The sequence below is a fragment of the Snodgrassella sp. B3882 genome (assembly GCF_026535915.1).
Taxonomy (GTDB): domain Bacteria; phylum Pseudomonadota; class Gammaproteobacteria; order Burkholderiales; family Neisseriaceae; genus Snodgrassella.
The window spans coordinates 50,925-76,765 of record NZ_JAFNPF010000002.1 but is presented as its reverse complement, the minus strand read 5'-3'; the positions used below and the strand labels follow the sequence as shown (position 1 = coordinate 76,765).

Genomic DNA, 25,841 nt, shown 5'->3' with positions numbered 1-25,841 from the left:
TGATGACCATTAATTATTTGCAGAATTTTGGGATGGCGTTGAATTTGTGATGATGCATAAAAAACTCTTGAATAAATAACGCTGTCTGTTTATGAATTTGCTGTGCAGCAACGGCACATCGATTTGAATCGTTTACTTGAATTACAGACCCGTTGTTTGTCCACGATGGCAGCAAGATAGGATAAATCTAAAATAGAAGACATGTACGCAGAAACAAAAACACTGCTATTAAACATAATAGCAGTGTTTTAAAATTTGGTGCCCAGGGACGGACTCGAACCGTCACACCTTGCGGCGGGGGATTTTGAGTCCCCTGCGTCTACCAATTTCGCCACCTGGGCTAGCGAAGAAGCAGCATTATAACGGATTTTTAGCAGCTGTAAAGTATTTTTTTATTTGAGCGGTTTTTTTGGGGATTTACCTTTATAAGGTTGATTTTGTATTTGATTTTTTTTATATTTTATTCATTCTTTAAAAATGACAACTCATCATCTTATTTTTTAACTAAGTTTTTATTTCTGGAAAATTTATTTTGCACTGTAGAGATTGAATCAGTCTGTTGGATGAGATTGATTAGAATGAAATTATAAACATGAATTTTACTGCTGTCGTTTTAGCAATATTGTCCGCACAACCATTTGCCGTAAAAAAATTGCAACAAAATTTTTCGCGGAGCAATGAAACGGATAACTAAAATAGAAAAACGGTATTCTATGTTGACGAAACTCAAACACAAAAGTTTTATTTCAGGGTATTTTCAGCATCCGAAAGTCAACAGGCTTATGGTTTCGCAGCCGACTGCTGCAATTTGGTTGAAAGATCAGCCTGATTATGACGATGTATTTATCAAGAAAAAGATGTTTTTGGTTTATGTCAGCTTCTATTTGGGCTTTTATGGCATTGCGAGTAGACAAATTTCAAAAAGAGGAGCTTAATAAGCATATTTCTCATATAGAAATTCAGCAGATTTACTGAATAGCAGCGTAGCATTTAATTATTTAAGTGGTTTTTATCATGCTTTTCACTGCAGTTTAGCCTTCTCTGAAGAAAACAAATTATTAGACTCAGCTTGAATTGTCTGGTTTATGCCATAAAAAGTGTTGTTGAATTAATATTCATAATTAATATATTTATAAAATTATGCAAAATTATTTTGCCATATCTTTATACTGATGAAAAATGAATGCACAATTAACTATTGCATTATCGAAAGGAAGAATTTACGAAGAGACTCTGCCGTTACTGGCAGCAGCGGGCATTCACGCAGTTGAAGATCCGGAAAAGTCGCGTAAATTAATCATTAAAACCAACCACGACAATATTCGTCTGATTATTGTGCGTGCTTCTGATGTACCTACTTATGTTCAATATGGTGCTGCAGATTTCGGCATAGCTGGAAAAGACGTGTTGATTGAGCATAATGGCAAAGGATTATATCAGCCATTGGATTTACATATTGCTAATTGCAAGATGATGGTTGCAGTGCGAAAAGGTTTTAATTATACGGCGGCATCTCAGCCAGGTTGTCGCTTACGAGTTGCCACTAAATACCCGAATATTGCTTTAGAACACTTTGCCAATAAAGGTGTTCATATAGATTTAATTAAATTATATGGCTCGATGGAATTGGCACCTTTAGTCGGTTTGGCTGATGCCATTGTCGATCTGGTTTCCAGCGGAAACACTTTAAAAGCCAATAATTTGGAAGCGGTAGAACATATTGTGGATATTTCCAGCCGGCTTGTGGTGAATAAGGCGGTGTTAAAACTTAAATATTCTTCTATCCAACCCATTATTGATATATTTGCTCAAACAACGCATTTGAATATGAATAATTCATTATAACAATAGGAAACCGAAATTATGACTACAGAAAATTCTGCTAAATTAGTGGTGCTGATCGATGCGGATAATGCATCTGCCAGCATTGTTGAATCTTTACTGGAAGAAATTGCCAAATATGGCATTGCCAGTGTTAAACGCATTTATGGTGACTGGAGCTCTGGTTTATCTAAATGGAAAGATGCTCTATTGCCACATGCCATCACACCGGTTCAGCAATTTGCTTATACCAAAGGTAAAAATGCTACTGATATGGCCATGGTCATTGATGCGATGGATTTACTTTACAGTAATACTTTTGATGGGTTTTGTATTGTTTCCAGCGATAGTGATTTTACTCGTTTGGCCTCGCGTATACGAGAAAATGGTCTGACTGTATATGGATTTGGTCAGAAAAAAACGCCTGAATCTTTCCGTAAAGCTTGTGATAAATTTATTTATACTGAAAATTTACTGAGTCATACGGCGACAGAAATTTGTGAAGATAAAGCACAAGCACCGATTTTCCATACCAAACGTAAATCTCCTGCTGAACTGAAGCAAGATACTGCATTGATGAATTTGTTTCGCAATGCGGTCAAAGAGCATGCTGACGATGAGGGTTGGACTTCTCTTGGTGTAGTCGGTCAATATATCAATAAGGTTAATTCAGATTTCGATGCCCGCAATTATGGTTATACCAAGTTATCATATCTGATTAATGCTATAGATATCTTCGAGACGCAGATGCATGGTAATCATTTGTGGTTACGTCTGAAAAAACGCAATAATGGTTTTATCAGTAAACCCGAAAACAAGCCGTTTAATACTCTGCCCGAACCGGTTGTCGCTCAAGACGACGCACCGCTAGTTATTACTATTCCGGCAGTTAGCACTGAAATGCCTAATGAAAAAATCAGTGTAACCATCGAGCCAGAAAAAAAGAAACCTGTTCTGGTTCAGGTAGAAACGCAAACCACTGATTACGGCAATAGTTATGATTACAATAAAGCAGAACAGACCAAACGCGGTCGTGGACGTCCACGTAAAACCACGTTTGACAGTGTGACGAAACAACCAGAAGTTAATCGTGGTCGCGGTCGTCCAAGCAAAAATAGCTTTGGCAATACCCGTACCGGCAAAACCGTGCGGTCAAACGGAGAAATTTCTAATCAGCATTACTGGAACCGTCTGGTACCCATGGTTCAGAAGGCAATCGAGCGCACTTGTGATATCGAAGGCTGGGCAACGGTTAGCTCTGTAGCACGTGAGTTAGTAACCGGTGAAGGTGGTTTCAATGCCAGAGATTATGGCTTTGACAATGCCAATAATGCGATCACCGCCATCAATAGCGAATGGATTGATAGCCGCAAAGCTGGTCGTGGTTTACGTGTGCGTGTAGTTAAACCTTATGATGTTGAAGTTGATGGTAATACCATTCCAGCACATGAACTGGCTGCCAAAACCCAAGTGAACACCAACGATGTTGATGATGACAACTTTGGTAACAGCATTTAATTTAACTTTTTGGGCAGTGTAGTGCTTGCACTTGCTGTACAACAGTATGAAATATATTAGCAGCCAAGACGCCGATTTTCAGGAACAGCTGAAAGCCTTACAAGCGTTTGAAACAGCGCAGGATCCACAAGTGGATGCCATCGTTGCGGCGATTTGTGCTGATGTACAGCAACGCAAAGATGAGGCAGTGATCGAATATACCAATCGATTTGATCACACTCAGGCTCAGTCTATGGCTGATTTGATGCTGACTCAAGCTGATCTGGCTGCGGCTTTTAATCGCCTCCCTGCTCCTGTGCAGATGGCATTAGAACAAGCCGCAGCGCGGATCAGAGACTATCATCAACATCAGAAACAGCAATCCTGGCATTACATCGATGACCATGGCACTTTGCTTGGGCAACAAATTACCGCGCTGGATCGAGTCGGTATTTATGTTCCTGGAGGCAAGGCGGCTTATCCTAGCTCGGTGATGATGAATGCCATTCCGGCACATGTGGCAGGGGTGGCGGAAATCATCATGGTTGTCCCGATGCCCCATGGTGAGCGCAACGATATCGTTCTGGCCGCGGCTTATGTGGCCGGTGTGTCGCAAATCTTTACTATTGGCGGTGCTCAAGCCATTGCAGCACTGGCATATGGAACTGACACGATTGCACCTGTGGATAAAATTACCGGACCAGGTAATGCCTATGTCGCTGCCGCCAAAAGACGGGTATTCGGGGTGGTCGGTATTGATATGGTTGCTGGCCCCAGCGAAATATTGATCATTGCTGACGGTTCCACCCCAGCCAAATGGGTTGCAATGGACTTATTCAGTCAGGCTGAACATGATGAAATCGCCCAAGCTATTTTAATTTGTACTGATGCCGCTTACGCCAGTGAAGTGCAAGCTCAAATGCAAGCCTTGCTGGCAGAAATGCCACGCCGAGCCATCATTGAAGCCTCACTCAGCAATCGTGGAGCGATTATTTTAGTGCAAGATCTGGAAGAGGCCTGTCAGATTGCCAATTCACTGGCACCTGAACATTTGGAATTATCGGTGCAGCAACCGCACTTATGGCAAAGTAAAATCCGTCATGCCGGAGCCATTTTTATGGGGGCTTATACCAGTGAAAGTTTGGGCGACTATTGTGCCGGTCCAAACCATGTATTGCCAACCAGTCGCACAGCCCGCTTTGCTTCACCACTAGGGGTATATGACTTTCAAAAACGCAGTAGTTTGATTCAGGTTTCTGCTCAGGGTGCACAAAAATTAGGCCAGATTGCCAGTATTCTTGCCCATGGCGAGGGCTTAACTGCGCATGCACGTGCTGCAGAATTGCGCTCAGAATAATTTTTTATGAAGCAAAACCACCACCGATGCAGGTTGGTGGTTTTTTTATCTTTTAATTAAGAAAAATCCACTTTAGCAATATAATTGTATGATATTCGTCTAAATAACTTATCAGTAAACTCTTTGTTTGATCCATATAATGATCAATTTTGATGGCAGTAATGATGCACCTGCGGATTGAGAATGCCATTTTTCAAGCTAACTTATTGGTCTTAATTAAAAAGTCATTATTTTCCAGTAGGGTAATCTCGCCTGAATACAATATGGTAAGGTTATTTTAATTTGGTTTTAGACATATCCAATATCAATCAATTTGATTGGTTACTCCTTAAATTAAGCTGAAAACGAATTAAATAGCGTCAATCATTTTCAATATGTCTTCATACTACAAAATCCGTCATTTTCAATTAAATTTTGCTTGATCAAAGGATTATTTGATTATGTTTTGCATAATTGATGACTTCTTTATCTGTTTCCTGAACATAATAGATAAAAAGATGATTTTTAGGCGATCAGTGCACACTTTTAAGGAGAAAAAATGCAGGTTAAAACATTAGATCATTTGGTATTAACCGTTAAGGATATTCAGGTTTCATGTCGCTTTTATGCTGATGTTTTGGGTATGGACATCGTTACGTTCGCGGAAAACCGCACGGCATTACATTTTGGCCACATGAAAATTAATTTACATCAACTAGGACACGAGTTTGCACCCAAAGCACAGCATCCAACACCGGGTTCAGCGGATTTATGTTTTATTGTGGAACAACCTTTGGATGAAGTGCTGACCACATTACAGCAAAAGCAGGTGGCTATTGAAATGGGACCGATCAGCAGAAGCGGGGCAAATGGAGAAATTAAGTCTGTTTATATCCGCGATCCAGATGATAATTTAATTGAGCTGTCCAATTATTCATTATGATCAGCTATCATAAAGAATAAAAACATTCTGAGCCTTATTTTTTTCCTATAGATATTCTTTATGCTTAACTAATTTTGCTCAGTATTTGAAATCTATAATGCGTAGATATACACAAAATAATCATTCTCTGGTTAACATAAACTGATCTTTCCGCTGGGGATAACTGGCAAATATTTATTTTCTTCACCACTAGCCACGCTGGTAGCTAACCATGGATAAAAGAAAATATCACCACATTTTGCTACGCCCAACTGAATGTATTTACTTACACCAGCATTGAAATAACGCTTTTATTTTCTGCTTGTTGCCAACACAATATTTATTTGTCATTTATTGGCTATTATCAATTTAATCTACAAAAGGATTTTTATTCTGTGAATCAAGATTTTCAAAATAAAAATGATTCAATGTAAAAAACTGAACTACTTTGCCATGATTGTTTGTTGCATTATCGCTGAATAACACCCAATCACAGCAAGTAGTTTTATCTGTCTAAGCATCTTCTTTAATGATTGCTAGCTATCACTGAGCGTTATTGCACCTCAATAGTCAAGCTTGATCCCGCAGGATCATTGGCACAGCGACCTGATCTGCCCACAAGCGATCCGTCGGAACATTTTATGTTGTAACCAACTCCACTTCTTGAAACATGACCATAGTCATCACTGGCACATCCGCTTAAAGTAAAAAAACTGGCTACCAACGCTGTGATTAATAGACTCTTTTTCATTATTACTCCTTTAAATAAACTATTTATAGACTTGCGCAAATGACATCTGACAAATTGTCACACTAGTTATTATAACATTATTTATAATAATTTACATTTTTATGTGGTTTTTTTTATTCGGGTACCAATGTTCAATCTCGCATTTTGACAGATAATTCTGCTGAGATTGGTTGTCGTTTCGGCGGTAATAACGACTTAGATTCTGTTGTGTCGCTTAAATATGATCGGTGAGTGTCAATGGCAACCTATTCAGGCAAACCAATCCTATCGATTATTTTGGATGAGTGGTTAGTCGTATTTTTTAAATCAATTACAAAACTGCTGCAATCCTGGATTGCAGCAGACCATGTTGTGCGTATGGCGGCAAGTCTGTCGCCCAACTTTGCAGTGATACTTCAGATGCGCTGTGCCAATTCCTGCGCTTTGCCGAGGTATAGTGCGGGGGTTAAGGCTAGTAGCTGCGCTTTGGCCTCATCTGGAATGGTTAATTGCTGAATAAATGCCTGTAAGCTTGCTGGCGTGATGACTTGCTTGCCACGGGTAAGTTCTTTCAATTGTTCATATGGATTGGGAATACCATAGCGACGCATGACGGTCTGGATAGGTTCTGCCAGCAATTCCCACGTTGTTTCCAAATCATTGGCAAAAGCATCAGTATTGATTTCCAGTTTATGTAAACCACGCAAATGCGCGGTTAGTCCCAGTAATGTGTAGCCGAAGCCAACACCCATATTACGCAGGACAGTACTGTCGGTTAAATCACGCTGCCAGCGTGATATAGGCAATTTTTCTGCCAAAAATCCCAACACCGCATTGGCCATGCCTAAATTACCCTCGGAATTTTCAAAGTCTATTGGGTTAACTTTATGTGGCATGGTTGAAGAACCGACTTCGCCGGCTTTCACTTTCTGCTTGAAGTAACCAATTGAAATATAGCCCCAGATATCTCTATTAAAATCAATCAGGATGGTATTAATTCGACTGATGTTTTGGAAAAATTCAGCCATATAGTCATGAGGTTCGATCTGGATTGTGTAAGGGTTGAACGTTAAGCCCAAATTATATTCAACAAACCGACGGCAAAGTCCTTCCCAGTCTACCGCAGGATAGGCAACTAAATGAGCATTGTAATTGCCCACTGCGCCATTAATTTTGCCCAAAAATTGTTGTTGTTCGAGCAAATGCATTTGTCGTTGCAAACGTGCAAGCACATTAGCAATCTCTTTACCTAAAGTGCTGGGCGTAGCAGGCTGTCCATGGGTGCGACACATCATTGGCAAAGTCGCATGGGTATGTGCCAGCTCACGTAATTCGGTTATTAACTGATTTAATTTGGGTAACAACACTTCATCGCGTGCTTGTTTTAGCATCAATGCATGAGATAAATTGTTGATGTCTTCACTGGTACAGGCAAAATGAATAAATTCGCTGACCGCCATCACCTCTGGCACCCGAGCCAAACGCTGTTTCAACCAGTATTCAATGGCTTTAACATCATGATTGGTGGTTGCTTCAATGGCCTTAATTGCTTCTGCATCTTCTGGGGAAAAGTTGGCGATGACTTGATCGATTTGTTGTATGGTTGCTGAGCTGAACGGGGGTACTTCGCTGATGGCAGGTTCTGCAGCCAGTGCTTTCAGCCAACCCAGCTCTACGGTTACTCGTGCATGCATCAAACCATATTCAGAGAAAATCGGGCGAAGATCGGCAACAGCCTGTGCATAACGTCCATCTAGAGGAGATAAGGCTAATAAAGGATTTATCATGTTGAATTTATTTCCAGAACAGTAAAAAACAAAATATTATTAGTACTGGGCACTAACATTTACTGAATTATTGATGTTTCCGTTTTAAGCGTATGATCCGCTGTAGCATGACGATCATTTTGCTGGGTAAGGTATATTACCTCCGCTGTTTTAGGCTTGCACGATTTTTTTATTATTATTTATTTAACTGACTTTTTTATTTAAAATTTGGGCATGTTGCTTTACATGATAAATCCTAGTTCTTATTGATGCAGATTATCTATTTTTGATTCTTTTTTTTAATTTAATAAATACAATTATTGATATTTAATCAATCGGCTAACCAAATAATAATTCATTATTTATTTTGGCTCCAGCTCTGATCAATCTTTTTTTAAACACGGCCTTGAAGCCATTTTTTTAATATCAATCTGCTATAGCGATAACTTGTCTGGTTCAAGCATGGGGTTTAATTTGATTGATTATCATGGGATTAATATATTGGAATTAATTTGATCTTAGTGACTGCGCCGAAGCTGCATTGCCCTGACGCTATATCGACGGCAAATTCCTCAAGATGCTTTAATATTTGTTTAGCAAAATAGACTAAGTGTGTTTAAGCACCATCTCAAAGACATAATGATCTTTGGCATATTACCGTGATTGCTATCTCCAGTTTTTTTAGCCACTCCTCAATGCTAATCTTATCTCACGGATGCACTATTTTGAGAAAAAAGTTGTGATTACTTTTTTAATATTTCCGAATTCGTCTAGTCTATTGATTGGTTATGATCATATAAAATATTTAAATCTGACGATCATGAAATTTATTATAGAGGACACGATGATTCAATCATTCATTTGTCCAGAGGTATTTTCATACCAGGCTTTTAATTGTTTATTCACGCTATGGAAAAGATTTTAGATAAGAAATAAGGCTGTCGGAATCATTCCAACAGCCTTATAGTCATAGGTCATTAGACGCCCTGTTTTAAGCTGGCTTCAATGAAACCATCCAGATCACCATCCATGACTGCTTTGATGTTCCCGACTTCATAGCCGGTGCGTAAATCTTTTATTCGGGAAGAGTCGAAGACATAAGAACGGATTTGATGTCCCCAGCCCACGTCATCTTTGTTGGCTTCAAGATTTTGTTTCTCTTCATTACGCCGACGCATTTCCAGTTCAAATAATTTCGCTTTCAGCATATTCATCGCTTCTTCTCGATTACGATGCTGTGAACGGTCATTTTGACACTGCACAACGATACCTGTGGGTTCATGAGTGATGCGTACGGCTGAATCCGTTTTATTAATATGCTGACCCCCTGCTCCGGAAGCGCGATAGGTATCCACGCGTAAATCAGCAGGATTAATTTCAACTTCAAAACTGTCATCTACTTCTGGATAGACAAAAACTGAAGCAAACGAGGTATGACGTTTATTGTTGGAATCAAAAGGAGAATAACGAACTAAACGATGGATACCGGTTTCGGTACGCAATAAACCATATGCATACTCTCCATCTAATTTAATGGTTGCACGATTGACACCGGCAATCTCACCTTCGTCTTCCTCCAGCACTTCTACTTTAAAGCCTTTGCGCTCAGCATAGCGGATATACATTCGCAGTAACATGCCAGCCCAATCTTCTGCTTCGGTGCCGCCTGCCCCAGCCACAATATCGATAAAACAGTTATTCACATCGGCCGGCTGATTGAACATTCGTTTGAATTCCAGCCCAGCCAACTCTTCTTGTAGTGTATGAATATCGGTTTCTACTGCAGCAAAACTATCGGCATCATTTTCATCAACAGCCATCTCCAACAGCATACGACTGTCTTCTATGCCATTATGCAAGTGATCCAGAGTCAGGACAATTCCTTCAAGTACTTTGCGTTCTTTTCCTACTTCCTGTGCTTTTTTAGGATCGTTCCACAATTCCGGGTCTTCAGATAGCCCGATTACTTCTTCCAAACGATCTTTTTTGCCAGCGTAGTCAAAGATACCTCCGTAAATCATCATTCCGGCTCTGCATGTCGTCCAGAATATTATTTAACTGATTAATGCGCTCCGCTTCCATATTGTTCTCTTCAGCCAGATATTTAAAAACAGGCACATATTATAACAGAGTCTTATATAGCCTTCAGGCCGCAATATGGGCGGCCTGATTGATGCAATAGTTGGTGGAGATTAATCCACATTCAAAACTTCCCGCTTATGGCATGCTGGCTCATTTTGCGACAAGGTGGTTAACCGGCGTAATAGATACTGCAGCACAATGCCGTAAGTTGGCAAAAAGAACAGGGCGGCTATGGTGATTTTAAAACCATAATCGGTAAGAGATATTTGTAACCAATTTTCCGCCATAAATGCATCGGGCGAATGATAGAAAGCCACGGCAAAAAACACGAGCGTATCCATGGCACTACCAAATATCGCTGAAGCACTGGGCGCCAGCCACCAGTGTTTGCTGCGGCGCAGCCGGTTGAAAACCATGATATCCATCAGTTGACCCACCACGTAGGCAGCAAAACTGGCCAGAGCAATTCTGGCGACAAAAAGATCAAAATTACCCAAAGCATGCCAACCCATCCAGTGCCCATCCTGCCACAGCACAGAGATGACATAGGAGAAGAAAAGGGAAGGAAGCATGACCCAGAAAATAATCTGCCGAGCTAATCGGGCACCGAAAATACGGACAGTTAGATCGGTGGTCAAAAAGATAAATGGAAAGGTGAATGCGCCCCACGTATTATGCAGACCGTAGATGGTAAAGGGAAACTGTACTAAATAATTACTGGTTACGATCACCAGCATGTGCCAAAAGGTGAGCCAGCGCAAAGCTTTAAGACGCTGGGCTGAGGAAAATTCATACATAATTTTATCCTGTTGAATGATGAACAAGATCAAACCAGCTGCAAAAGCCATCAAAATATGACGGGCAGCGGACATTTAATCTGTCAAAAATTCGGTAATATTTTGGGAATTATTTCAATTGAAAATTCAATAACCGTTGCTTTGCCATTTCAGCATATTGGCTATCAGCCCAGCCATAATTGGCATACGGATGAATGGCAATGCCGCCACGGGGGGTAAACTCCCCATAGACTTCAATATATTTCGGCTGCATTAATGCAATGAGATCTTTCATGATGATGTTGACACAATCTTCATGAAAATCGCCATGATTGCGAAAACTGAACAAATACAGCTTCAACGATTTACTTTCAACCATTTTCAGATGAGGTAAATAGTTAATATAAATGGTAGCGAAATCCGGTTGACCGGTTTTCGGGCATAAGCTGGTAAATTCAGGACAAATAAATTTAACGAAATAATCGTTATCAGGATGTTGATTATCAAAGGCTTCCAGCAGCTCAGGAGTATAATCACTGTGATAGACAGTATGCTGATTACCCAACTGGCTAACCGTGCCCAGATTATTCTTTGCACGCATAGATTTGATTTCCTAGTTTTTTAATGTGGGAGGTTTGCGAACCACAGGGAGGCAGATTGTACCCGAAAGTCTGACAGACTCAAAATGACTATTTTGACCACTATAATAGTGCTCAATGCACAACAAAATGGTTATTATTGACATAAAATATCAACAACAATTTAATTAATAGTTTATTTTGTAATTTTATAGCTATATTGTGAGATATTAAGCAATTTTATTGCTCTTAAAAAGTTTAATCCTTGCTTTTTAAAGGCTTTCATTATAGGCTGCTAACCATATTATCAGAATAAAGCATTAAACAGGAAAGAATATGAATCACGCAGTATCGCGTCAAACAGACGACGTTAGAATAAACGAAATCAAAGAACTGCTGCCGCCAATAGCTCATTTGTACGAACTACCGATTACGGAACAGGCTTCCGAAGTGGTGCATGATACTCGTCAGGCCATAGCCGAATTGGTCCATGGTCGTGACAAGCGCTTACTGGTGATTATTGGACCATGTTCCATTCATGATTCGAATGCCGCAGTAGAATATGCTCAAAAATTAAATGTATTGCGTCAAAAATACAGCAAAGAGCTCCTCATTGTGATGCGGGTATATTTTGAAAAACCGCGCACCACAGTTGGCTGGAAGGGCTTAATCAACGACCCTTATTTAAATGGTTCATACGACATTAATCACGGGCTGCGTTTGGCGCGCAAATTATTGCTGGAACTGAACAATATGGGCATGCCCGCCGCCACTGAGTTTCTGGATATGATCACGCCCCAATATTTTGCTGATTTGATCTCATGGGGAGCGATTGGGGCACGCACAACTGAAAGTCAGGTTCACCGTGAACTTGCTTCGGGTTTAAGCTGTCCGGTGGGTTTTAAAAACGGAACAGATGGCAATTTGAAGATTGCCATTGATGCTATCGGTGCGGCCAGTCATCCACATCATTTTTTGTCGGTAACCAAAGCAGGACATTCAGCCATTGTCCGCACCAGCGGCAATCCTGATTGTCATATTATTTTGCGCGGTGGTAAAGAACCGAATTACAGCCATGAGCATGTTTCAGCAGCAGTTGAGCAATTACAGAATAATCAGGTTACGCCCTTCCTGATGATCGATTGCAGCCATGCCAATAGCCATAAAGACTACCGCCAGCAAATGACTGTGGCAAAGGATATTGCCGCTCAGATTCAGGCTGGTGAACAGCATATTATGGGGGTGATGGTTGAAAGTAATTTAGCAGAAGGCAGACAGGATAAACCGGAAAAGTACGGACAAAGCATCACCGACGCTTGTATTGGCTGGGAAGAAACTGAAGCTATGCTGGCCTTATTGGCACAAGCAGCTCAGATGCGCCAACAAGCTTGAAAATCTGAAATTAAAGACAAAAACCAACCAGTGTCACGATTCTGGTTGGTTTTTTGTTGGGAGATAACACAGCTAAACGAGGCATTAATGGAGGCGAATGTCTGGATTAGCGGTAAGTTTTGCCATGAGCTCGCAAAACTTTATTGGGGATACAACAGCCTCAAAAACATTTAAAACGCCCCAAAACGCATCAAAAATTTCATACCTGAGATAATCTTGCGCCTTGCTACATAACCACAGATGTAATAACCCTACTTGGTTCTCGATTACATCAATCTCAGATATTGGTCTGAATTATCTTAGCGCGGGTAGTTTTAGTCTATAAATCTTATAACCCTTAGCGTACTGATTTAAAGCTGAGCAAATGTTGACGAGTAGCAAGCCAGGCGCCAAGCATGCCAAGCGCGTACACAACCAGCAATATAATTAATATCTCGTGCAAATTAAAAAACCGCCAGCTCATGTTGACCCCATATGGCTGCAAAATGGCATTGACTAACGGACGAGTCAACTGATTGAGCCAAAAACACAAACCAATACTGATTGCTGCGGCCAGTAGACTTTGCCATGCGGCCAAATATAAAAACGGGCGACGGATAAAAGATGCTGGCGCACCCAGTAGCTTGGTAATTTCTATCTCTTCACGGTGGCTAAGAATTTGCAGGCGGATAGTGTTATACGCCACCAGCGCAAAGGTTAAGCCCAAAGTGATTCCCAGAAACCACAACAATTGATGGATAAACTGATTAATCTGATAAAGCGTCTGCGTCCATTCCGCATCCATTTTGACACTTTCCACCAACGGCAGCTGTGCCAGTTGTGCCTGTAAGGCATCCAATTGCGCGGGTGTTTCAACTTTAGGCATCACTGTAAACGCATCAGGCAGAGGATTACTTTCCAGCATAGAAACCAGATCCTGCCCACCCATGCTTTGCTGCAATTCTTCCAGCCCTTGTTGTTTACTCACAAAAATAATCTTGTCCAGTTGCTGATTGCTTTCCAACGCTTTTTGCACCACAGCATTATCCGCTGCACTGGCATTCAGTTGCATATACAGCGTCATGGTAGGCGTTTCATTCATCTGCCCCAACACCTGCTGCCCGCTTTGGATGCCAAGGTACAGCGCCAAGGGTAAAGTCATGGCAATAGCCAGCATGAATAATATCAGCAACGTGGCAATAGGCTGGCGCACAAGTTGGCGTAAAGCCTTACCGGCAGCTTCCCAATGCAATGATATTAACTGCTTCATGCGTATAACCTGCCTTCCTGCAAACGGATAATACGATGACCATAATCTGCCATCAAAGATTCATCATGTGCGGCCACCATGACCGTCGTTCCGGCCTCATGAAATGTTTTAAATAATTCCATAATATCCAGAGCGTAAGCCCGATCAAGGTTAGCAGAAGGTTCATCTGCAATCAGTAAACTGGGCTGGTGCACCACCGCACGGGCAATACATAAGCGTTGCTGCTCACCTCCTGACAAGGTAATGGGATCAGCCTGTTCACGACCAGCCAAACCCACTTTTTCGATGGCTATGCGTGCACGCCGTTCAGCCTGTTTGTATTCATAACCGATAATACGTAGCGGCAACATCACATTCTGTAACACATTACGGTCAAACAGCAATTTATGATCCTGAAACACGATACCAATATGTTGTCGCAAAAAACCGAGCTGATTGTCATTTAACTGCCCAAGATCATGTTTGTTAAGCCAAACTTTGCCTTGAGTAGGCTTGGTAATGCCACTGATCAGCTTCAAAATGGTAGATTTACCCGCGCCTGAATGACCGGCTATAAAAATCATCTCTCCTTTACTGATTGAAAAACTTAAGTTTTTCAGTGCAGTAAATCCTCCAGGATAGGTTTTAGAAACCTGCTCAAAACGAATCATCTGTCTGAGTCCGCTTGTTTAAATTAGCTCTGATTATACCCGAGCCTAACGTAGTTGAAAGCATACATCTATTCAGCAGCCTCTAACTACGTATGCTAATATATTCCTGTTTCTGACTCTCAGCCCACAAGGAGATAATCATGCCAGCCATAACCATGTACACCACAGCTGTATGTCCTTATTGCCAGATGGCTAAAGCCTTGCTTAAACAGAAGGGTATCACTGAAATTAACGAAATCCGTATTGATACTGATCCAAAGGTAAGGGATGAGATGATGCAGCGCACTGGTCGCCGAACCGTTCCACAAATTTACATCGGTGAGACCCATGTTGGTGGTTTTGACGATTTGAATGCACTGAACCAAGCAGGTAAACTAGACCCTTTACTCCAAGATTAACTTTCCTTAACCTCACGTATCCTGTTATGCTACGAGGACTGAAAGACTTCTTACATCCTTTATTGAAAGAAAAGAATGAGCGATAAAGAAACCATTAATGAACAGGCAAATGCCCAGCCAGTGTTCAGCATTGAAAAAATTTACCTGAAAGATTTGTCTCTGGAAGCACCGCACGTACCACAGATTTTTCTGGATGGTGGCGAACCTCAAATCGAAGTTCGTGTAGCCACTGCGGCAGAAAAACTGGAAGATGAATTTTATGGCGTTACAGTCACCGTCACCGTCACCGCTAAAATGGAAGATGAACGTATTTTGTTCTTAAATGAAGTGGCTCAAAGCGGTATTTTCCGCATTGCCAATATTCAGCAACAAGATGTCGATATCCTTCTGGCCGTGGCCGCACCCAATATCTTGTTCCCATACGCCCGTGAAACGGTTTCTAACACCATCACACGCTCTGGCTTCCCACCAGTCATGCTGGCACCGATTAATTTCGAAGCCATGTATCAAGCAGAACAGGCCAACGCGGGTAACGCGTAACAATAATCAAGTAAAAAGCTGCAGTATTTCAGGAAAACCCGAAATACTGCAGCTTTTTTTATCACTTTGTTACCCCAGCTTTAATATCACTACAGCAAAATAGCTTGCAAAGTTGAAGTAATTCAAACTGCTTTCAACCACACAAACCATCAATATGTACGGTTATTTAGCTTAAAACCACTTAAGATTTATAACGATACATAAACACCAACCCGCTGAAAACACCAATCATGCACAAAGGCAAAATGTAATACACCGCTCCGATCGAACTGTACCGGTTCAACCATTGCACTAAAGGTAAGGTCATTCCCCCTACAATCGCATACGCCACATTGTATGAAAAAGAGATTCCCGTAAAGCGAATAGGCGCCGGAAACATGCTTACCATAGCCGCAGAAACAATACCAGCGACACCCGTAGTCAGCCCGAGCAACAAATATAAAACCGAAATAACACTATAGCCGTATGATCCTAGAGAAGAATAAAACAACCCAGCCATCACCCCCGTGAGCAATGTGCCAATAGTAAAGGCGCGACCTACCCCTAATTTATCGGCTAAAAAACCATACAGAATACAACCAATCATTTGCATCACGATAGCCATACTCTGCATTTGAAAAGCCTGAGCACTGGAAAAACCAAATGTACCGCTTAATAATTGTGGCATCGCCAATAAAATAACCACCACACAACCAGTTAAAAACCACGTCATAAACATACCAATGCAGACAGCCTCTTTGTATTGAGATAGCAGTGTCTTAAGAGGCAGTTGCGTAGCCAGTTGCTTGCGTTGCCGCATTGCCTGAAATACTGGCGTTTCTTGCAAATAACTGCGTAAATACAAAGTCAGTAACCCAAACAGTCCACCGAGAATAAAGGGAATGCGCCAAGCACCTTGCAAAATGGTTTCAGCACTAAAACATTTTGTCATGGCTAAAGCGATCAACGAACCCAGGAGAATTCCCAAAGACAGACCACTGGTCAGAAAACCATTGGCCATACCAACCCGGTTATCAGGTACATGCTCCGAAACAAAAGTCCACGCTGCTGGTATCTCACCACCAATGGCCACACCCTGAATCATTCTCAGGATTAACAATAAAACCGGTGCGCCATAACCGATGGTGGCAAAGGTGGGCATCAGACCAAGACATAATGTAGGCAACGCCATCATTAAAATAGACAAGGCAAACAATCTTTTTCGCCCGAACAGATCACCAAAATGTGCCATCACAATGCCACCCAATGGGCGGAACAGATAACCAGCAGCAAAAATGCCGTAGGTATTAAGCATTGCCCAGAATGGACTTAGACCGGCAGGAAAAAATAATTCTGACAACACCTTGGCATAAAAAACATAAATTACAAAATCATAAAATTCAAGCGCACCACCAAACGATGATAGCACCAGCGTTCGTGTATCTTCCCGTGTTAACAACTTTTTTTCTGCTGCTATCCCTGCATTCGGTTTATTCATGCAACCTTCTCAATCCGACCAGTTAAAATTAAAGCGTTTATAACAGTCTGCCACAACTTTTTCAAATTAATGTCATACTCAGACTTTTTATTTTGCAATGATTAATGATATAAAAATATGATTTTAATCATAATTAAATTCATGGCCATTTGGCTGCAATGTTGAACTAAACTTGATTTTCCTCAACAGTTAGGTTGATCAACCCACACGTTTCTTATCCATATGCGCAAATTAACATCTCAATTAAGCAAAGATTGAATCCAAACAGTTTTTTTTCTTTATATCTATCCAACCAAAACTTACCAACCACGTTTTCGGCACAATCACCCTTAGTTTTGACCGATACCCATTAAATTTCCCCAGTCAAATCTACTCCTCGACAAAAAAATAGACCTTTTAGAGACTCACTTCGAGCTCGCTCAAACGGCTGAGTCCACAGCTTGTCAGCTATACCCAAAATCTTCTATTATTGCCTGTAAACCCGAAAATAATGGTTTTTACCCCCTTTCAACAGGAACAATCATGCAGCGCGGTATCTATCAACATTACAAAGGAAAACTGTATCAGGTATTGGGCACTGCCCGCCACAGTGAAACAGAAGAAGAAATGGTGGTCTATCAGTGTTTGTATGGTGATTTCACTTTTTGGGTCCGCCCCAAATCAATGTTTAATGAAACAGTCAGCATCAATGGCGAGCAACAAGCACGGTTTAAGCTGATTCAAACGCTGTAAACAATCCGTTTGCGCCACATTCTTCACCTTAATTCCACCACTTTTCATCCGCATCAACACCTACACTCATCGATGAAACCGAAACAACATCAAATTTATAGAGCAATTTAGCTGCTCAATGACCCATTTTGCATTGACTTATTTCGCCGTCAATTTATACTCAATTGATTAAATTACCGGCAAAAGAACCGTGCGATCGCTGAATTCACTACTTAGTTGTGTCCTTTTTCCCATTATTAAGCCTGATTTCAAGCAGCTGGAGCAGCATTTACAGCATAAGACCATCATCATTACTGGTGCCAGCTACGGAATTGGAGAAGCACTCTGTCATTGCCTAGCCGATATCAACTGCCAGCTCATCCTGCTGGCTAGAACAGAAAGCAAATTACAACAAATTCAGCAACTCCTTATTAATAGAAAAGCCCAAATAGAAATTTTCCCCATCGATTTGCGCGATCGCGTTCAGTTAGATCGATTTATCAATCATATTCAGCACAAACCCATTGACATACTCATCAACAATGCAGGGATATCGATTTGCCGACCCATCATGCATTCTTTACAAAGAGAGCATGATTTCGAAAGAACAATGCAACTGAACTATTTTGCCCCCGTCCGGCTTTGTCTTGCCTTGATTCCAACGCTACAACAAACACAAGGACAGATCATTAACGTATCAGCCATCAATGTTTTGCTTGCGCCAACCGTTAACTGGGCTGCCTATCAGGCATCCAAAACAGCTTTTGATCAATGGCTACGTTGTGCCAGCGCTGAGCTGGAAAACCAACATATTCGTGTTGCTACCGCTTATCTTCCACTGGTTAAAACCCGAATGATTGAGCCAACGCGACTTTATAAGCAATTACCAGCATTACGACCCCAGCAGGCTGCAAACATAATTTGTCGTTTATTACTGAAAGGTAAACGCCAATACAAACCTTGGTGGACACTTGCGGTTCAACTGATCTCAGTACTGTTTAATGGTATCTGGTTAAAAATGAATTATTATTATGTAAAGAGAAAACAATGTTGAAAGCCATTAAAGCGCTATGGCGCTGCAAACTTTTAACTCCAGTCGGTATCTGGCATGTGCTTAACAGTATTCGCCTCGATGGCATTAATCTGATGGCTTTACTCTACATTCGCCAAAAACTGTCACCCCAGCAAACAGCCATTATTGCTACTGATTACACTCTGGATTACCGGACACTATATAAACAATCACAACATCTGGCCAATCAGCTATTCACACATTGCCAAATCTCACCGCGGCAGAAAATCGCCGTGATGGCGACCAATCATGCGCTACTGGTGCATACCTTATTTGCACTGGCCGCCTTGGGCGCTGATGTCTATCTGCTAAATACCGAAATATCTTCCAGCCAATTAGGCCAGATCAACGACAAGGTACAGTTTGACTGGATTATTCATGATCCAGAAATCAGCACATTACCAGCGGTAAAAACCCTGCCTACCTATCATGACAATTTACTTTCTATTCAGACACTGTTACGGGCAGCCCCACCAAATAATCCTTTAAAGCGACCTGTAACCCATTTTAGTAAAATCACCGTACTGACCAGTGGCACAACAGGGCGTTTCAAACTGGCAGGAAGAAGCAGTCAGGCACAAAATTTTATCAGCCCATTCTACCAGCTATTGGTAAAACTCAATCTGAGTGATTTCCAGAGAATCTACCTTGCCACGCCTATTTATCATGGCTTCGGAATGGCAACCTTATGCATGTCAGTCTTACTGGGTGCCACCATCTTTCTGCGCACACGTTTTGTGGCTGAAAAAGCCTGCCACCTGATTGCTGATCACCACATTGAAGTTGTCACCTTAGTTCCGTTAATGCTCGCCCGAATGATCAGCTACTCAGAGCAACACCTTTCCAGCTTGCGTTGTATCATCACCGGTGGCGCCCCCATTACACCCGCACTGGTCACTCATGTTCTCAATCGCTATGGCAAAGTGTTGTTCAACTTATACGGCACATCCGAAGCCGGCATCGCCATGATTGCCACTTCCGCAGACCTAGCTGCTCACCCCGCAACCATTGGTCAACCTCTTAAAGGATTGTCGGCTAAACTAATGAAAGATGGTCAGGTCACCGCCACTCAGGGCGAGCTTTATCTAAAATGCGCTTGGTCAACACAGGGGAACCAATGGGTAGCCACTGGCGATTTAGCCTGCAAAGACAAACATGGGTATTACTACTTGCAGGGTCGCGTAGATGACATGATAATTTCCGGCGGAGAAAACGTTTATCCCTTTGAGCTTGAAACCAGTTTATTGAGCCATCCACACATTGCCGATACCTCAGTAGTCAGTGTTGTAGATGAAGATTTCGGGCAAAGATTGGTGGCATTCATTGTGCTGAAACTAGGGGCCGCCGAAACAAAAACCACCTTGTTGGACTGGCTGAGAACGCGAATTGCACGTTATCAAATGCCCAAAACAATCATTCTACTAGATGAATTGCCGATGACAGGCATTGGCAAGGTAGACAGAAAAAAACTGCGCCAGCTGTTTTCAACCCAAGCGGGAAACGAAAATGAGCAACCACACATTCACTGATAGACTACACCCTAAGTATGGCAACTCCATTAGATAGCAATTCAATTGTCAAATCGCCATTAAAAACATCCTACTGATCACATACAATTTATTAGTCACACTGCAATGAATTTGTCGTTCTAACCAGATCGATACCAGCGGCAAGGTGCCCAGACCTTGGTGAGCAATATTCATGCTGTTAATTCTCGTGTTACAGCATGAATCAAGTATTCAAAAAAACGGTCAAATCGCCCAGCAAACTTAATAAATCAAAACTTCGTCATAAACTTGAAAAGTCAACAACGGTCAACCACGTTTAGCCATACATATCTGTCATATTAGCAAAGATCAGTTCATGGTGCCGATCGGTCTTATCAGTTGAATAGCGTCAGCATAAACCGCCCGCTTCAACATTCATTTCTTTCAAAAGTTTTTGATCCAGCAGGCAGAAACAGCTGCAGTAAGATTTCCATGCCAAAAGCTGCAAATACCGCCAGTTTAATGACTATTTACCAATACAAAAACGACTGAAAATCACCCCGAGCAAATCATCTGCACTAAATTCACCGGTAATTTCATTCAAAGCATTTTGTGCCAAACGTAAATGTTCGGCAAATAATTCAATTTGATCATGCTGACATTGGCTGGCATACCCCAGCTCCTGCTGTGCCTGCTGTAATGCCTGTATATGACGTGTTCGTGCCAGAAACAGCCCTTCACTTTCTCCTTGCCATCCCACTTGCTGCAACAGCGCCTGCCGTAATAAATCCAGTCCGACACCATTTTTTGCCGACAAAGCAATCACCGTTTCTGCATCAGTGAACGCGTGTAACTGTCCAGTTTCACGTGGAACACTTGTCGCCACCTCCCCAGTCAGATCGATTTTATTGTGTACTTCAATCTTATGTAGACCTGCAGGCAACTGCGCCAAAATCTCTGCTGTGGTTTCATTAATGCCTTCGCGCTGATCCACCAGAATTAAAGCGACATCAGCTTGCTGCACGGCTTGCTGGCTGCGTTCAATACCGATTTTTTCCACCACATCATCTGTCTTGCGCAAGCCGGCGGTATCAATAATATGTACCGGCACACCATCCAACGTAATCTGCTCACGCACCGTATCTCTGGTTGTACCGGCTATATCGGTCACAATAGCCACTTCTTCGCCAGCAAGAGCATTAAGCAAACTGGATTTGCCGACATTGGGCGCACCCACCAGCACCACCTTCATGCCTTCGCGCAATAAAGCACCCTGCTCAGCATGGAGCAAAACATGTTCGAGGGCGGATTGCACATGCTCAAGCTTGCCGGCAGCATCAGCGGCTTGTAAAAAATCGATATCCTCTTCCGGAAAATCCAGCGTTGCCTCAACCAACATCCGCAGCGTAATCAGTTCATCAACCAATTGATGAATCTCACTGGAAAATGCCCCCTTCAAACTGCGTACAGCCATACGTGCTGCCGACTGACTCGAAGCATCAATCAGATCTGCCACACTTTCGGCCTGTGCCAGATCCAGTTTATTATTGAGAAAAGCTCGTTTTGTGAATTCACCCGGTTCGGCCAAACGCGCGCCAAGCTGCAAACAGCGTTGTAACAACATTTGCATCACCACCGGTCCACCATGCCCTTGAAGCTCAATCACATCTTCGCCGGTAAAACTGGCTGGCGCGGCAAAAAATAGCAATAAACCATTATCGATGACCCGATCCTGATCATCGGTAAAATCGGTATACATGGCTACCCTGGGTTTGGGCGTTTTGCCTCCAGACAAAATTTGAGCCAATGGCAACAGATTCTGACCGGAAAGTCGCACTACGCCTACGCCACCACGTCCCGGAGCGGTAGCAATCGCAGCAATGACTGGATTATTTTTCATTACCTAACTCACAAAATTAAAGCAGTTCAGGCAGTCTGCTACACAGACTGCCTGAGTGAAACCTCAACCTAAAAAAATTAATCTTCTACCTGCAACAATTCCACATCAAAAATCAGCGTTGCATTAGGCGGAATGACCCCACCGGCACCACGACTACCATACGCCATGTGTGACGGAATAGTTAACTTGCGTTTGCCGCCTTCTTTCATGCCATCAAATCCTTGATCCCAGCCAGCAATGACCATGCCAGCGCCCAGCGTAAAAGTAAGCGGTTGCTTACGCGTCACGCTCGAATCAAAAACCGTGCCATCTTCCAGCATACCAGTATAATGAACCGTAATTTCTTTACCTTTTACCGCTTCCTTACCCGTACCTTGTTCTAAGTCTGTGATCATCAAATCCATAGTGAGAAACTTTCAGTCTATAATCAGCGTACACTGTATCATAGAGCTGAATTGTCTGCATGCCAAGCTTGTTAAATGACATATAAATAATTAGGAGCCCCAATGAATACCAGCGAAATCGTATTTTTAGATCGTGCCACCCTGCCTAAACATCAATTCGACTTCCGTTTTCCGCACCACACCACCGAATACCCGCGTACCAATCCAGATGAAGTGATTAGTCGCATCGCCAATGCCACCATCGTTGTGACAAATAAAATTCCCATTGATGCAGAGACCATCAAAAACTGCCCCAAGCTACGCTTAATTGCCGTACCTGCAACCGGTTTAGATCACATCGATCTGCAGGCAGCACAACAACATGGCGTTGAAGTCCGCAATGTACATGGTTATGGTAATGATGCCGTTGCCGATCATACCTTAATGCTTATGCTGGCATTGATGCGCCAATTACCTGCTTATCAGCGTGATGTTGCCGCAGGAAAATGGGAAAAAAGCCCGTATTTCTGCTATAAAGGTGCGCCCATTCGTGATCTGAATGGTAAAACATTGGGTATATTTGGTCGTGGCGGTATTGGACAAGCTGTCGCCACTAGAGCACAGGCTTTTGGCATGAAAATATTATGGGGTGAGCATAAAAACGCCACAAGCGTTCGCGAAGGTTACACCCCATTTACACAAGTTCTGCAACAAGCAGATATCCTGAGCTTACATTGCCCTTTAAATGATCAAACCCGCAACATGATTGGGGAAGAAGAATTAAAAACCATGAAACCACAAGCCATATTAATCAACGTTGGACGTGGTGGATTGGTGTCAGAGCAAGCATTGGTTAATGCGTTGAAAAATGACCAGTTAGCCGGAGCCGGAATGGACGTTCTCAGTCAAGAGCCTCCAGTTAACGGCAATCCATTATTGAGTACACAGCTACCCAATCTCATCATCACGCCACATATTGCTTGGGGTAGCATCGATGCCATCAAGCGTATCCTCGTGATGCTAGAAGACAACATAAACCATTTTATGGCGAATAAATAATATCTTATAAAGCACGTGGTCTGCTCAATAATTGCTATTGTCAGCATTGACACCAACCCTGTGCATCACTTATCTGGCCGAAAGCGGTTAACCCGCTGAAGCCGGATAAGACACGAACTCGTCATGGCATTCATTCCTGTTAACGAACACAGACAGAACCTTGACCGCCCAAAAAACCAAGCCCATGAGCCAGCCACACAAAGATTGCAGCACCGCATAGCATCGTTTAAGCGTTTCAATCTTCGTCACCAAATTTACGGACATAAAAGTCCTGTAAATCAATATTTAAAAGTGACGTATATCCGTTTATTCATAGCCACATAGCGCATAGCTAGCAAAATAATTGATTAGATAGTAATTGTATAAACAAACCAACCTATAACCCTGAGAGCAACAATGCGCTGTATCCTATTTTAAATAGCTTACAGAGTTTTTGCTTATATCCAAACACACCTTCATGCTTCTATTGAGCATAGGGTTAATCATGCTCATGGGGCATGAAATAGTATTTAATATATCTTATTGCAAATGAATGATTTTAATTGGGCAAATCCTTAGCAAACAGGTCACAAATCGTGCTAATCGAATTTCGGTGGAATCCGCTACAAATACAACTGCAAAACAACTTGGTTGAACAGCAAATTTAAATTGTTTACTTTTCAAAATAAACGGTATTTTTTTAAAGTGTCCAACTTGTGCAGACAGCGAAATGGTCAAAGCCCAATTTAACCAATATTATTTCGTGTTTCATATTCAATGATGAATTCTACTATCTATAGCAGAGTACGTTGAAAAAATTGAATAGAGAGGTCAATTATTCAATTTTTATACATGGCATAAAGCAGGTGAGGAAATGGAGCTATAATAGCTTAAGTAAACATAAGCAGCATTATCCGGAATAAACCGAGAAAAAGCTAAATCCGCAGAAAAGGGGAAAATGTGACAAACATTCGGGTTGCAGATTTAATAAAATATTTACTAGAAAAAATAGAGGGCTAAAAGGAAAGCTTTTTTAGGTAACATCAAACAGAGATAACTATTTTATGAAAAATGCAAAAATAATAATTTTTATATTCATGTTACTCACTACTTCATGTCACACCAATTTACATGATATAGAAACACAAAAAAAACATATAGAACAAATTAATTCTGACTATATTCAGATAAAAGATATCCTATATAAAGATAAACAAGGTAATTATTACTTACAATATCAATACCCTGGATATCCGACAGGAACAATTGCTTATGGTTATGAGAATAAAGTTTACGATTTACGCTTGCGAGAATCGAAAATAAAATTACTTAATGATGTTTTGCAGGAAAATAGTTTTCATCGTATAGATGAAACTAAATATTTTTCGGATAATAAAAATATTTATGCTATTGCTGATTTTGCTACAGATATTAATGTCTACATCTTACCTCTGCAATTTTCAAACTATAAAGTTGTAGGGCAATATATTAAAGATAGCCAGACCGTTTTTTGGAATGCCAGGCAGTTATTAGATGTTGAAGCTAAATATTTTAAGGTTATACCAGCAAATGCGAATCATCCAGAATTAGGTTATGATGAAAAATATCTTTATATAAGGAATGACCGATTATCCTATGAGGAATTTAATTCTTTAAATATAGAAAGTACAATTAAAAATAAATTAAAACAACAATATTTTCCAGAAGAAAACTAATCTATTCCTAAATGTGATGAAAACTTCTCACCCTATTCTTGCCCATCTTATTAGTATCTTGTCATCTAAGCGAAGAAGTAGTATTGATAAAAGATGATCTCTTTCAAGGTAAATTGGAAATCTATATTTACTTTCACACAATAATGATCTTAACTCCCGCTATTTATCAACTATTACCCACAATGAGACCACCTACCCGTTAAAAGATATGATCGATACAGAGAGTTATGAACATTTAGGTGCGTACTTTCATGCTCAAGATAATCATCACTTTTATTATAATAATCGCAATAGTTTAAAAACGGTCACAAAGATACCTTG

24 protein-coding genes, 1 tRNA gene and 1 riboswitch are annotated in these 25,841 nt (G+C 41.4%); of the genes, 13 read left to right on the top strand and 12 right to left on the bottom strand.

All coding sequences use genetic code 11. From position 1 onward, the window contains the following. Window positions 1-256: 256 nt before the first annotated feature. Window positions 257-341: transfer RNA gene (locus J3U68_RS09175), tRNA-Leu, on the bottom strand. 372 nt (window positions 342-713) lie between these two features. On the opposite strand from J3U68_RS09175, the gene J3U68_RS09170 reads away from it, so the two are divergent. The 5 genes from J3U68_RS09170 to J3U68_RS09150 all read left to right on the top strand — a co-directional run bounded on the left by J3U68_RS09170 (window position 714) and on the right by J3U68_RS09150 (window position 5,597). After that, the gene (locus J3U68_RS09170; protein ID WP_267376332.1) at window positions 714-935 is read left to right on the top strand and encodes a hypothetical protein; all 222 of its coding nucleotides are present in this window, start codon (window positions 714-716) and stop codon (window positions 933-935) included. 244 nt (window positions 936-1,179) lie between these two features. Beyond that, on the top strand, window positions 1,180-1,845 hold the full coding sequence (gene hisG / locus J3U68_RS09165; RefSeq protein WP_267376331.1) for an ATP phosphoribosyltransferase: 666 nt from the start codon (window positions 1,180-1,182) through the stop codon (window positions 1,843-1,845). Window positions 1,846-1,863: 18 nt separating this feature from the next. Continuing rightward, window positions 1,864-3,339, top strand: a complete 1,476-nt coding sequence (locus tag J3U68_RS10720; protein ID WP_416384662.1) for an NYN domain-containing protein — start codon at window positions 1,864-1,866, stop codon at window positions 3,337-3,339. Between the two features lie 46 nt (window positions 3,340-3,385). Beyond that, complete coding sequence (gene hisD / locus J3U68_RS09155; protein WP_267376330.1) at window positions 3,386-4,675, top strand: histidinol dehydrogenase; 1,290 nt, start codon at window positions 3,386-3,388, stop codon at window positions 4,673-4,675. A 538-nt stretch (window positions 4,676-5,213) separates the two neighbouring features. Further along, on the top strand, window positions 5,214-5,597 hold the full coding sequence (locus J3U68_RS09150; RefSeq protein WP_267376329.1) for a VOC family protein: 384 nt from the start codon (window positions 5,214-5,216) through the stop codon (window positions 5,595-5,597). A gap of 532 nt (window positions 5,598-6,129) precedes the next feature. Here the strand turns inward: J3U68_RS09150 and J3U68_RS09145 are convergent. From J3U68_RS09145 to queF, 5 genes are all read right to left on the bottom strand, one after another. After that, window positions 6,130-6,327, bottom strand: coding sequence for a hypothetical protein (locus J3U68_RS09145; RefSeq protein ID WP_267376328.1), 198 nt, complete (start codon window positions 6,325-6,327; stop codon window positions 6,130-6,132). A gap of 395 nt (window positions 6,328-6,722) precedes the next feature. Beyond that, entirely contained in the window at window positions 6,723-8,093 is a 1,371-nt protein-coding gene (gene purB, locus J3U68_RS09140; RefSeq protein WP_267376327.1) for an adenylosuccinate lyase, read from the bottom strand. A gap of 956 nt (window positions 8,094-9,049) precedes the next feature. After that, window positions 9,050-10,154, bottom strand: a protein-coding gene (prfB, locus tag J3U68_RS09135) for a peptide chain release factor 2 (protein ID WP_267376326.1) whose coding sequence is annotated in 2 segments (ribosomal slippage) — window positions 9,050-10,072 and window positions 10,074-10,154 — 1,104 coding nt in all. Because the reading frame shifts where the segments join, the coding sequence is not laid out codon by codon here. Window positions 10,155-10,264: 110 nt separating this feature from the next. After that, entirely contained in the window at window positions 10,265-10,951 is a 687-nt protein-coding gene (locus J3U68_RS09130; protein ID WP_267376355.1) for a 7-cyano-7-deazaguanine/7-aminomethyl-7-deazaguanine transporter, read from the bottom strand. Between the two features lie 109 nt (window positions 10,952-11,060). Then, on the bottom strand, window positions 11,061-11,531 hold the full coding sequence (gene queF / locus J3U68_RS09125; RefSeq protein ID WP_267376325.1) for a preQ(1) synthase: 471 nt from the start codon (window positions 11,529-11,531) through the stop codon (window positions 11,061-11,063). 6 nt (window positions 11,532-11,537) lie between these two features. Then, window positions 11,538-11,582, bottom strand: a riboswitch (PreQ1 riboswitch). A gap of 262 nt (window positions 11,583-11,844) precedes the next feature. Between queF and aroG the strand changes: the two genes are divergently transcribed. Next, complete coding sequence (aroG, locus tag J3U68_RS09120; protein ID WP_267376324.1) at window positions 11,845-12,900, top strand: 3-deoxy-7-phosphoheptulonate synthase AroG; 1,056 nt, start codon at window positions 11,845-11,847, stop codon at window positions 12,898-12,900. 337 nt (window positions 12,901-13,237) lie between these two features. On the opposite strand, the gene ftsX is transcribed toward aroG, so the two are convergent. Together ftsX and ftsE are read right to left on the bottom strand one after the other, a co-directional pair. Beyond that, on the bottom strand, window positions 13,238-14,155 hold the full coding sequence (gene ftsX, locus J3U68_RS09115; protein ID WP_416384663.1) for a permease-like cell division protein FtsX: 918 nt from the start codon (window positions 14,153-14,155) through the stop codon (window positions 13,238-13,240). Beyond that, the gene (ftsE, locus tag J3U68_RS09110; protein WP_267376322.1) at window positions 14,146-14,799 is read right to left on the bottom strand and encodes a cell division ATP-binding protein FtsE; all 654 of its coding nucleotides are present in this window, start codon (window positions 14,797-14,799) and stop codon (window positions 14,146-14,148) included. The genes ftsX and ftsE overlap by 10 nt, the downstream gene beginning before the upstream one ends. Before the next feature lie 140 nt (window positions 14,800-14,939). On the opposite strand from ftsE, the gene grxC reads away from it, so the two are divergent. Beyond that, a complete protein-coding gene (gene grxC / locus J3U68_RS09105) occupies window positions 14,940-15,197 on the top strand; it encodes a glutaredoxin 3 (protein WP_267376321.1) in 258 nt (85 codons plus the stop codon). A 75-nt stretch (window positions 15,198-15,272) separates the two neighbouring features. After that, complete coding sequence (secB, locus tag J3U68_RS09100) at window positions 15,273-15,737, top strand: protein-export chaperone SecB (protein ID WP_267376319.1); 465 nt, start codon at window positions 15,273-15,275, stop codon at window positions 15,735-15,737. A 181-nt stretch (window positions 15,738-15,918) separates the two neighbouring features. Here secB and J3U68_RS09095 read toward each other — a convergent pair whose 3' ends face one another. Next, window positions 15,919-17,214: an MFS transporter gene (locus J3U68_RS09095; protein ID WP_267376318.1), complete on the bottom strand. Its 1,296-nt coding sequence runs from the start codon at window positions 17,212-17,214 to the stop codon at window positions 15,919-15,921. A 522-nt stretch (window positions 17,215-17,736) separates the two neighbouring features. Here J3U68_RS09095 and J3U68_RS09090 point away from each other — a divergent pair. The 3 genes from J3U68_RS09090 (at window position 17,737) to J3U68_RS09080 (ending at window position 20,526) form a co-directional block, all read left to right on the top strand. After that, entirely contained in the window at window positions 17,737-17,946 is a 210-nt protein-coding gene (locus tag J3U68_RS09090; RefSeq protein WP_267376317.1) for a DUF1653 domain-containing protein, read from the top strand. A gap of 190 nt (window positions 17,947-18,136) precedes the next feature. Next, window positions 18,137-18,979, top strand: a complete 843-nt coding sequence (locus J3U68_RS09085) for an SDR family NAD(P)-dependent oxidoreductase (RefSeq protein WP_267376315.1) — start codon at window positions 18,137-18,139, stop codon at window positions 18,977-18,979. Further along, the gene (locus J3U68_RS09080) at window positions 18,973-20,526 is read left to right on the top strand and encodes a class I adenylate-forming enzyme family protein (RefSeq protein ID WP_267376313.1); all 1,554 of its coding nucleotides are present in this window, start codon (window positions 18,973-18,975) and stop codon (window positions 20,524-20,526) included. The genes J3U68_RS09085 and J3U68_RS09080 overlap by 7 nt, the downstream gene beginning before the upstream one ends. 48 nt (window positions 20,527-20,574) lie before the next feature. On the opposite strand, the gene J3U68_RS09075 is transcribed toward J3U68_RS09080, so the two are convergent. From J3U68_RS09075 to J3U68_RS09065, 3 genes are all read right to left on the bottom strand, one after another. After that, window positions 20,575-20,700 carry a hypothetical protein gene (locus J3U68_RS09075; RefSeq protein WP_267376312.1) on the bottom strand — a complete coding sequence of 42 codons (126 nt, stop codon included), beginning with the start codon at window positions 20,698-20,700 and terminating at the stop codon, window positions 20,575-20,577. 310 nt (window positions 20,701-21,010) lie between these two features. Further along, window positions 21,011-22,384 carry a tRNA uridine-5-carboxymethylaminomethyl(34) synthesis GTPase MnmE gene (gene mnmE / locus J3U68_RS09070; RefSeq protein ID WP_267376311.1) on the bottom strand — a complete coding sequence of 458 codons (1,374 nt, stop codon included), beginning with the start codon at window positions 22,382-22,384 and terminating at the stop codon, window positions 21,011-21,013. Window positions 22,385-22,461: 77 nt separating this feature from the next. After that, on the bottom strand, window positions 22,462-22,788 hold the full coding sequence (locus J3U68_RS09065) for an FKBP-type peptidyl-prolyl cis-trans isomerase (protein WP_267376310.1): 327 nt from the start codon (window positions 22,786-22,788) through the stop codon (window positions 22,462-22,464). Window positions 22,789-22,890: 102 nt separating this feature from the next. Between J3U68_RS09065 and J3U68_RS09060 the strand changes: the two genes are divergently transcribed. Together J3U68_RS09060 and J3U68_RS09055 are read left to right on the top strand one after the other, a co-directional pair. After that, a complete protein-coding gene (locus tag J3U68_RS09060; RefSeq protein WP_267376309.1) occupies window positions 22,891-23,826 on the top strand; it encodes a D-2-hydroxyacid dehydrogenase in 936 nt (311 codons plus the stop codon). A 1,043-nt stretch (window positions 23,827-24,869) separates the two neighbouring features. Continuing rightward, on the top strand, window positions 24,870-25,520 hold the full coding sequence (locus J3U68_RS09055; protein ID WP_267376307.1) for a hypothetical protein: 651 nt from the start codon (window positions 24,870-24,872) through the stop codon (window positions 25,518-25,520). Window positions 25,521-25,841: the final 321 nt, after the last annotated feature.